This window comes from Pseudomonas sp. Irchel 3A7 (genome assembly GCF_900187565.1).
In the GTDB taxonomy this organism is placed as follows: Bacteria; Pseudomonadota; Gammaproteobacteria; order Pseudomonadales; family Pseudomonadaceae; genus Aquipseudomonas.
Genome location: NZ_FYED01000017.1, coordinates 178,069 through 187,162 on the forward strand (window position 1 = coordinate 178,069; position 9,094 = coordinate 187,162).

The following is a 9,094-nucleotide window of genomic DNA, read 5'->3' on the forward strand; positions in this document are numbered from 1 at the left end:
TGAGTCATTCCTCCCTGATCACTTACGCGGCTTGATGCGTGCAGTGGCCTCAGCCACCAACGGGTCATCCGGCCAATAGTGTTTCGGGTAGCGCCCCTTCAAATCTTTCTTCACCTCGGCGTAAGTGCTGCGCCAGAAGTTCGCCAGGTCCTGGGTCACCTGCACCGGTCTGCGCGCCGGGGACAGCAAGTGCAACTTCACCACTTGCCGGCCACCGGCGATGCGCGGGGTTTGCGCCAGGCCAAACAGTTCCTGTAACCGCACCGCCAGGATCGGCGGCTGCTCGCTGTAATCCAGACGAATCGACGACCCCGAGGGCACGCTCAAGTGATGTGGCGCCAGTTCATCGAGCCGTTGCGGCAGCGGCCACGGCAGCAGGTTGTGAACGATGCTCGACAGGTCGAGATTGGCGAAGTGACTGAGCCGCGAAACTTTGCCCAGGTACGGCATCAGCCAGTGTTCGAGGCTTTTGAGCAGTGCGGCGTCGCTGACATCCGGCCATTCGCTTTCAGCCTTGCTGGCCAAATCCAACTGGCGCAGCAACGCGACCCGCGCTTGCCACTGTCGCAGTTCCGGGGTCCACGGCAACAGCTCCAGGCCTTTGCGCCGCACCAGATTCACCAGTGCCTGGCTGCGGGCGGTTTCGTCGAGCCCGGTCAGGGGTTCACGGCTGAGGATCAACTCACCGACCTTGCGTTGGCGTTCGGCGCGCAACACGCCTTCGCGTTCGTCCCAATCCAGTTGATCGACGCAGCGCACCTGCTCGGCCAGCACCGAATCGAACAATTCAGGATCGAAATCCGCCGCCAGGTAAATCCGCTCTTCACGTTGACCCTGTCGGCTGCCGAGGTCGGCGATGACCAGCCACGGTTGCTTCATCAGGCTGTCCGCTTCGGCGAACAGCGCGGCGCGGCCGTTGGCCAGTCGATATTCGGCGCCCCCGGCCCGGCGTTGCTGGGCCACGCGATCCGGATAGGCCAGCGCCAATAGCGCGCCGAGCCAGCGCGGATGGTCGGGATCGCTGACCGGCTCCGACGCCTTGCCGCGCAGATAACCGCGATACTGTCGCGCCAGTTGCCGGGCACGTTGTACACCGCCCTGAGCGCCACGTGCCGCCCGCTCTTCGCCGGACACCAGCGTCAGTCGACTGTGCAGATCCGCCCCGGCGCCGCGCAGGATGTCCCGCTCGCCGAGCAGCGCCGCGACGTCGCAGGCCATGTCCGCCAGCCCCAGCGCCTGCCCGCGCAACAGCAAATGGGCGATGCGCGGATGGGCCGGCAATTCCGCCATGGCCTGACCATGACGGGTCAACGCTTCGCCTTCCAGGGCGCCCAGGCGTTCGAGCAGATCCTGCGCCTGTGCATAGGCTGCGGCTGGTGGCACGTCGAGCCAGACCAACTGTCCCGGCGCTACGCCCCAACGGCCGAGTTGCAACGCCAGCCCGGCAAGGTCGGCAGAGAGAATTTCCGCACTGCCGTAGGCCGCCAGTTGTTCGTGCTGATCCTGCGACCACAGGCGATAACACACGCCCGGCTCCAGTCGCCCGGCGCGGCCCGCGCGTTGCGTGGCGCTGGCCTTGGAAATGCGTTGTGTGTCGAGGCGGGTCATACCGCTGCCGGGATCGAAACGCGGCACCCGCGCCAGCCCGGCATCGATCACCACGCGAACACCGTTAATGGTCAGGCTGGTCTCGGCGATGTTGGTCGCCAGCACCACTTTGCGTTTGCCTTCGGGTGCCGGATCGATCGCCGCACGCTGCGCCGACAGGTCCAGTTCGCCATGCAGCGGGCAGAGCAAAATCTGCGTGTTCTCACCCAGCGCGTCGGTCAATTGTTGATGAACGCGACGGATTTCCGCCTGCCCGGGCAGGAACACCAGAACGCTGCCGGTTTCATCGTTCAAGGCTTCGAGAATGGTTTGTACCAACCGTGGCTCGATGAATTCACCGGCCTGGAACGGCCGACCCCAGCGCATCGCCACCGGGTACATGCGGCCTTCGCTGCGCAGGATCGGCGCATCGTCAAGCAACCCGGCCAGGCGCTCGCCCTCCAGAGTGGCGGACATCAACAGGATTTTCAGCGGCTGGTCATCACGGAACAGCTCCCGGCCATTGAGGCTCAGGGCCAAGGCCAGATCGGCGTCGAGGCTGCGTTCGTGGAATTCGTCAAAGATCAGCAGGCCTACGCCTTCCAACGCCGGATCGTCCTGCAAACGCCGGGTGAGGATGCCCTCGGTGACCACTTCGATACGGGTGTTGGGGCCAACCTTGCTGTCGAGCCGAATGCGATAACCCACGGTCTCGCCGACCTTCTCCCCCAGTTCACTGGCCAGCCATTCCGCCGCCGCCCGCGCCGCCAGACGGCGCGGTTCAAGCATCAGGATGGTCTGCCCGGACAGCCATGGCTCATCGAGCAAGGCCAGGGGCACCCGGGTGGTTTTACCGGCGCCGGGCGGTGCTTCGAGCACGGCTTCGTGGCGTGTAGCGAGGGCTTCACGCAGGGCGGGTAAAACTTCATCAATCGGCAAAGAAATCATGCTGGCTCCCCAGGGCGTGCCCACAGTAAATTGCGAGTCGCGTTGAAGCTGTGGGCGTGCCAGGCAAGGCGCGGGGCGCAGGTAAGGGTCGTTTCCTTGCCAAGTCCCGCAACGCAGCATGGCGCGTCCACAGCTTCAGCCCGGAGGGCCGAACCCCGATAACATTCATCAGCCGTGACGCGTTGTCGATCTGAAAAAAACAACATCAATCCTCAACAATCCCAGTGGGGGTGAGACGCGGCCGAAATTTACTGTGGGCACGCCCTGCCGGGCCGAGTATAACGGCGAACTGCCGGGCGTTCGTCAGGGTCTTAATTCATACCGACGACGTTTCGTATTGAGATTACTCAGGAGATTTCCTATGCGTGTTCCCTTTCGCCTGATTGGCGGTGTATTGATCGCGACCCTGCTGACCCAGGTCACCGCGTGCGGTTCGATTTTCTACCCGGATCGCCGCGGCCAGATCGACGGCAAGATTGACCCGGCCATTGCCGTGCTCGATGCCGTGGGCCTGTTGTTCTACATCATCCCCGGCCTGATCGCGTTTGCCGTGGACTTCGCCACCGGCGCGATTTACTACGCGCCGGGCGAGACCGCCCAAGTGGCGCCGGAAAAACTCAAGGAAGCCATCGGTGCCGACGGCAAGGTCGATAACCTCAAGTTGCAGACTATTCTGGAGCGTGAAACGGGTCGCCGCTTCCCGCTGGACGATCCACGCCTGATCCAGCACAAGGGCAGCACCCAGCAACTGGCCCTTTTGGGCCTGCAACCGGCCGCGTAAGCGCTCAAGGAAACGCCGCACTCATGATCTCCAGCTCCGAACACGCCCGCCTGCTGCGGCTGGCGACCCGTGCCTCGGTGGCGGTGGCCTGTACGCTGATCATCGCCAAGGCCATCGCCTGGTGGTTGAGTGGTTCGGTGAGCATGCTCGCCGGGTTGACCGACTCGGCACTCGATGGCGTGACATCGCTGCTCAACCTGCTGGCCGTGCATTACGCCCTGCGTCCTGCCGATGACGATCATCGCTACGGCCATGGCAAGGCGGAATCACTGGCCGGCATGGCCCAGGCCCTGTTCATTGGCGGCAGTGCGGTGCTGATTGCGTTGCAGGCATTCGACCGGCTCAAGCATCCGGAGCCGGTGGACGCGCCGTGGATCAGCACCGGGGTAATTGTGTTCTCGCTGGGCCTGACCCTGGCACTGCTGATGTTGCAGCATCGGGTGGTCAAGGCCACCGGCTCCAACGCGGTGCGCGCCGACTCTCTGCATTACCGCTCGGACTTGTTGCTCAATGGCAGTATTTTGGTGGCACTGGTCCTGGCCGGGGTTGGCTGGCATCAGGTCGATGCCTGGTTCGGCCTCGGGATCGCCGCCTACATTTTCTGGAGTGCGACTCGGATCGCCCGGGAAAGCTTCGCGGTGCTGATGGATGAAGAACTGCCACCGGATGTCAGCCAGCATATGCTGGAGCTGGCCTGCAGCGTGCCGGGCGTTTTAGGCGCCCATGACTTGCGCACGCGGATTTCCGGCAACCAGTGGTTCGTGCAACTGCACTTGGAATTGCCGGGGGAGCTGACGCTGTCGGTCGCCCACGGCATCAGCGATCAAGCCGCCGATGCGATCCACGCCGCCTATCCGCGGGCCGAAGTGCTGGTGCACGCCGACCCGCAGGAAGTGGTGAAAGCCGCCCGGGCTCAGAAACTCACTTGATAGCCGCGACTGCTCAGGCAATTGCCCTGTGCCTGGCGGTAGGTTTGCACCACTGACGGGGCGGGTTGATAGGTCGCGGTTCGCGGATCGAAGCCACTCTGCTGCACCGCGTATTGATAGCACTCGTAACCGTCCTGATTGACCTGCTCCTGCGACTGGCCGCTGGCAGGGTATGCCACCACGTCGTAACCGTTGCTGACCGGTTGCGGCTGCACGGTGTTCATGGGTGGCTCGACCACGACGTAATCCTGGGTGCTGTCCTGCCAGGCGTAATACGACCCGGCGGCAAGGAACAGCACCGACCCACCGATCAAGACTTGCTCGGCGTAGTCAGGCAGATAGCGGACCCGGATCCCGCGCGGCGGCTCGACCACCACATAGCGCGGGCCCAACGGGCGATACCAATAGCCACCGGAATAGTAGTAATCCATGCCACGGTATGGCACGCGATAGTCGCGATCCGGGAAGCGGTCGATCACATGACCGGGCCGATACTGCGGGCCGGGGCCCCAACCGTTGCTGCGCCCAGGCCCCCGAGAGTCATTGGACGGTGCGCCTATATAGCCGTTCCAGTGCTGGTTGGGATCATTGCGCCGCGGCTGGTCCTGGTAGTAACCACGCCGTGGCTGTTGAGTCTGTTGCACGGTGTCGGGCCGACCCTGGATGGGTAAATCGTTAGCCGGCAGTTGCGGCGGTGGCGGTGGTGGCCGAACCGGGTTGTTGAAGTCGGGCTGCGGACGGCTCTGCCATTGGCCGCCATTCTGATTCTGTGCGTTGTTTTGATGATCGTCGCGCTCGAACTGGCGACTGTTGTCGCCTCGAATGATGTCGTTGTTCTGCTGGCGTGGCTGATTGTTGCCACCACGGCCCTGACTATTGTCGCCCTGATGGCCACCGTCCCCGTGCTGCCCACCCTCGGCCCCCCGGTTCTGCGGCTCATCGGCTTGCGATTGCGATTGCGCAGCGACACTGACCTCAACACCGATAATCAGCAAACCAACACCGGCCAAACGCCAGATGCGCGACTTCATGCTTTTCCTCATTGCGGGTTAGGGCCTGTAGGTAAGACTGGCGATGCATTGGCCGGTTCTGCAACAGGTTATCAGTCGCGCAACTTATTTATTGAGGGTGGCCGATCAAATTCCAGGCAAAGAAAAAGGGGAGACCCGTCGGCCTCCCCTTGAGAACTTCGTCCGTGCTCGACGCTTTTGACGTCGGCTCACCTCACGCCGTCTTCTGGACAGTGTGTAGCTCGGGGGCCGGCTCATCCCCTGTGGGAGTGGCGACCGCAGCTGGCCTGTTTGGGCGAGCCGCACTGGACTGTTTGTCCGAGCAGTGATTCTGGTGATAAGAATAGGCTGGGAGCGCCGACAGAGGATTGCGAAGATTGCTCAAATAAACATCACTTGCGCAATTTTTAACCCTGGATAGATAATCCGCCGCAATAGATACGACAAGGGACCGTTTGATGAGCAAACTCGACCGTTATGACCTGAGCATTTTGGCTGAATTGCAGCGCGACGCGCGCATCTCCAATCAGGAGCTGGCCGAACGCATCGGCCTGTCCCCTTCACCCTGCTCGCGTCGGGTCAAGCAACTGGAGGATGACGGCTACATTTCCCGCCAGGTCGCCCTGCTCGACCGCAAGATGCTCGGCCTGAGCCTGACGGCCTACGTGCTGATCGGCATGGACCGGCACACGCCGGAGCGTTTCGAGAACTTCGAAGCGGCCATTCGTACCTTGCCGCAGGTGCTGGAATGCAGCCTCGTGACCGGGATGGATGCCGACTATCAACTCAAGGTCGTGGTGCCGGACATGGACCATTACCAGAAACTGCTGCTGGGGCATCTGACGCGGATTGAAGGGGTGACCAGCGTGCGGTCGAGTTTTGTGTTGAACCAGGTACTCAATAGCACCGAACTACCTTTGACTCATCTGCGTAGCTGAGGACGCCATCGCGGGCAAGCCCGCTCCCACAGGGTTTTGTGTCGATCACCATGTTGCGACCAACATAGAACCTGTGGGAGCGGGCTTGCCCGCGATGGGGCCCGCACAAGCGACGAATAGCTGCGACACACCGCCGCAGGCCCGCACCTTACGCACCCGCCATGCCTTATACTCCAGCGCCTTTTAGCCCCGCCCACGCTGGAGATGTCCGATGGATCCTGCAGTATTCGAAGAGTGGATGATGACCGGACTGGTCAGCATTCTGATCATTTTCATGGGTTTCATCGTCTGGGATCTGGCGAAGAAGTCCAAGGCCGGGCGCTTCGGTTCGTTCATTCTGTTCTTCGTGCTGGGCCTTGGCGTGGCAGCATTCATCATCAAGAGTGTAGTGATCGGCCTGATCGAAACCGGCACGCTATAACCGCGCCGGCACTTCTTTCCACTGGCCCTGATCGAGCCCTTCGATCGTCCAGTCGCCGATCCTGACCCGCACCAGCCGCAACGTTGGCAGCCCGACCGCCGCTGTCATGCGCCGCACCTGCCGGTTGCGACCTTCGCGAATCACCAATTCCAGCCAACTCGTCGGCACGCTTTTGCGAAAGCGTACCGGCGGATTGCGCGGCCACAACGCGGGCTCCTCCAGTTGCCGCGCATCGGCGGGCAAAGTCATGCCGTCGTTCAACTCCACACCATCACGCAAACGCTGCAGCTGCTCGACACTCGGCTCGCCTTCGACCTGTACCCAGTAGGTCTTGGCCAGTTTGTGCCTGGGGTCGGCGATGCGTGCCTGAAGTTGGCCGTCGTTGGTCAGCAACAGCAAGCCTTCGCTGTCGCGGTCCAGCCTTCCTGCCGGGTAAATCCCGGGAATCTCGATAAAATCCTTGAGGGTCGCGCGACCGTCGCCGTCGCTGAACTGCGTCAGCACGTCGAACGGTTTGTTGAACAGGATCAGTTTCGGCTCGGCCGGCGGCGCCTTGGCGACACGGCGCGTTGCTGAAGGAGATGGCTTCACGCCAGGGCGGCGGGAAACAGGACGTTGAGGACGAGACATGAGCAAAGGAACATCTAACGGTCAGGGCTCACTATGCTAGTGGCCTGACCGCCAAATGACCATGACTGTCAGCGGAACGGTGGCTCGTCGAAGCTGCGCAGTTTGCGCGAATGCAACGAGTTGAGTTCGGTACGCAGCAGGTCCACCGCTTCGATGCCGATTTTCAGATGCTGGCTGACCGCACGCTCGTAGAACGCGTTGGCCGAACCCGGCAGCTTGATTTCGCTGTGCAGCGGTTTGTCCGAGACGCAGAGCAACGTGCCATAGGGCACCCGCAAGCGATAGCCCTGGGCGGCGATGGTGCCGCTTTCCATGTCCACCGCCACGGCGCGGGACAGGTTGATCAGCGGTCGCTCCTGGGCCCAGCGCAGTTCCCAGTTGCGGTCGTCGTAGGTCAGCACGGTGCCGGTGCGCAGGCGTTTCTTCAGCTCATCTCCATGTTCGCCGGTGATGTTGGCCGCCGCCTGCTGCAAGGCCATCTGCACTTCGGCCAGGGCCGGGATCGGAATGTTCGGCGGTACCACGCGGTCGAGAATCCCGTCACGGCGCATGTAAGCGTGAGCCAGTACGTAGTCGCCGATTGTCTGCGACTGACGCAAGCCACCGCAGTGGCCGATCATCAACCAGCAATGCGGACGCAGCACGGCCAGGTGATCGGTGATGTTCTTGGCGTTGGACGGGCCGACACCGATGTTCACCAACGTCACACCGTGGCCGTCGGTGGCGATCAGGTGATAGGCCGGCATCTGGTAACGGTGCCAGACCACACCGGCGGCAATGGCCGAGGCTTCGCCGTGGTCCATGCTCTTTTCGATGATCACGTTGCCCGGCAGCACCATGCGCACAAAACGCGGGTCGCTGCGCAACTGCTCCAGGCCATGGACGATGAACTGGTCGACGTAACGGTGATAGTTGGTCAGCAGGATCCACGGCTGCACATGGCGCCAATCACTGCCGGTGTAATGCACCAGGCGGCGCAGGGAGAAGTCCACCCGCGCTGCGTCGAACAGCGCCAGCGGCAGCGGATCGGTGTTTTCCCAATCGTACAGGCCATCGGCAATGCCATCGGACGCCGCCGACAGGTCGGTACTCGGGAACACCCGCGCCAGCACGGCGGCGGTGACACCGGAACCGGCCAGTTCGTCGCCCTGCTCGACCACGTATGGATAAGGAATGTTCTGCTCGCTGACCCCGACCTCCACGGTCACGGTGAAGTCGTGCATCAATGGCACCAGCTGTTCCAGCAGGTACTTACGGAAAGCGGAGGGATGAGTGACGGTGACCCTGTAGGTGCCCGGCAGTTGGACCTTGGCGTAAGCGCGGGTGGTCTGCGGGACTTCACCCTGGCAGTGGTAGGTCAGGCGCAGCTCGGGATAACGAAACATTGCCCGCTGCTCGGCATCCGGCTCGACACGATCCTTGAGATAGCGCTTGAGCGCCTGACTCAGCGCGGTGGTCGCACGATTGTGCAAGAGCGCAAGCCGATCCACGGCTTGCTCGGCGGTTTGAACGACAATAAAAGCTTCGGTCACGATCAGCATCCTGTGTTCTGACTTGCAGAGCTTCATCTTGCCTGCATCGTCGCTTCACGGGAACAGTGGTGTGTTGGATGCGCCTCAATATATGAGGCACAGATAATCCCTGTGGGAGCGGGCTTGCCCGCGATTACGGTTTCACATCCAACATCCATGTTGTTTGACCGGCCGCTATCGCGGGCAAGCCCGCTTGTGTCTAGGCCTAGGGATAAACTCTGGGGTGAGAGGGGTGGATGACAAGCTGTAAGTCCGCGGTGCTCAAAGCACGAGTGGGAGCAGAGCTGTCATCCACCTTTCCACTCTGGCCCATAAGCC

8 protein-coding genes are annotated in these 9,094 nt (G+C 62.2%); 4 read left to right on the forward strand and 4 right to left on the reverse strand.

Annotated features, from left to right (window positions below; genetic code table 11):
• Positions 1-18: 18 nt before the first annotated feature.
• Entirely contained in the window at positions 19-2,535 is a 2,517-nt protein-coding gene (gene hrpB, locus CKW21_RS25820; RefSeq protein ID WP_095196698.1) for an ATP-dependent helicase HrpB, read from the reverse strand.
• Positions 2,536-2,896: 361 nt separating this feature from the next.
• On the opposite strand from hrpB, the gene CKW21_RS25825 reads away from it, so the two are divergent.
• Both CKW21_RS25825 and CKW21_RS25830 read left to right on the forward strand, forming a co-directional pair.
• Positions 2,897-3,316: a polyribonucleotide nucleotidyltransferase gene (locus tag CKW21_RS25825; protein ID WP_095196699.1), complete on the forward strand. Its 420-nt coding sequence runs from the start codon at positions 2,897-2,899 to the stop codon at positions 3,314-3,316.
• Between the two features lie 23 nt (positions 3,317-3,339).
• Positions 3,340-4,245, forward strand: coding sequence for a cation diffusion facilitator family transporter (locus tag CKW21_RS25830; protein ID WP_095196700.1), 906 nt, complete (start codon positions 3,340-3,342; stop codon positions 4,243-4,245).
• Here the strand turns inward: CKW21_RS25830 and CKW21_RS25835 are convergent.
• Positions 4,230-5,276 (reverse strand): DUF6515 family protein, encoded by a 1,047-nt coding sequence (locus CKW21_RS25835; RefSeq protein ID WP_095196701.1) that lies wholly within the window; start codon positions 5,274-5,276, stop codon positions 4,230-4,232. The genes CKW21_RS25830 and CKW21_RS25835 overlap by 16 nt on opposite strands.
• A gap of 437 nt (positions 5,277-5,713) precedes the next feature.
• On the opposite strand from CKW21_RS25835, the gene CKW21_RS25840 reads away from it, so the two are divergent.
• The gene (locus CKW21_RS25840) at positions 5,714-6,193 is read left to right on the forward strand and encodes an Lrp/AsnC family transcriptional regulator (RefSeq protein ID WP_007937367.1); all 480 of its coding nucleotides are present in this window, start codon (positions 5,714-5,716) and stop codon (positions 6,191-6,193) included.
• A gap of 211 nt (positions 6,194-6,404) precedes the next feature.
• Positions 6,405-6,614 (forward strand): DUF2788 domain-containing protein, encoded by a 210-nt coding sequence (locus CKW21_RS25845; RefSeq protein WP_095196702.1) that lies wholly within the window; start codon positions 6,405-6,407, stop codon positions 6,612-6,614.
• On the opposite strand, the gene CKW21_RS25850 is transcribed toward CKW21_RS25845, so the two are convergent.
• Positions 6,609-7,244, reverse strand: coding sequence for a pseudouridine synthase (locus CKW21_RS25850; protein WP_095196703.1), 636 nt, complete (start codon positions 7,242-7,244; stop codon positions 6,609-6,611). The two genes, CKW21_RS25845 and CKW21_RS25850, sit on opposite strands and share 6 nt — an antisense overlap.
• Before the next feature lie 68 nt (positions 7,245-7,312).
• On the reverse strand, positions 7,313-8,812 hold the full coding sequence (amn, locus tag CKW21_RS25855) for an AMP nucleosidase (protein WP_170948728.1): 1,500 nt from the start codon (positions 8,810-8,812) through the stop codon (positions 7,313-7,315).
• Between the last annotated feature and the right edge of the window lie 282 nt (positions 8,813-9,094).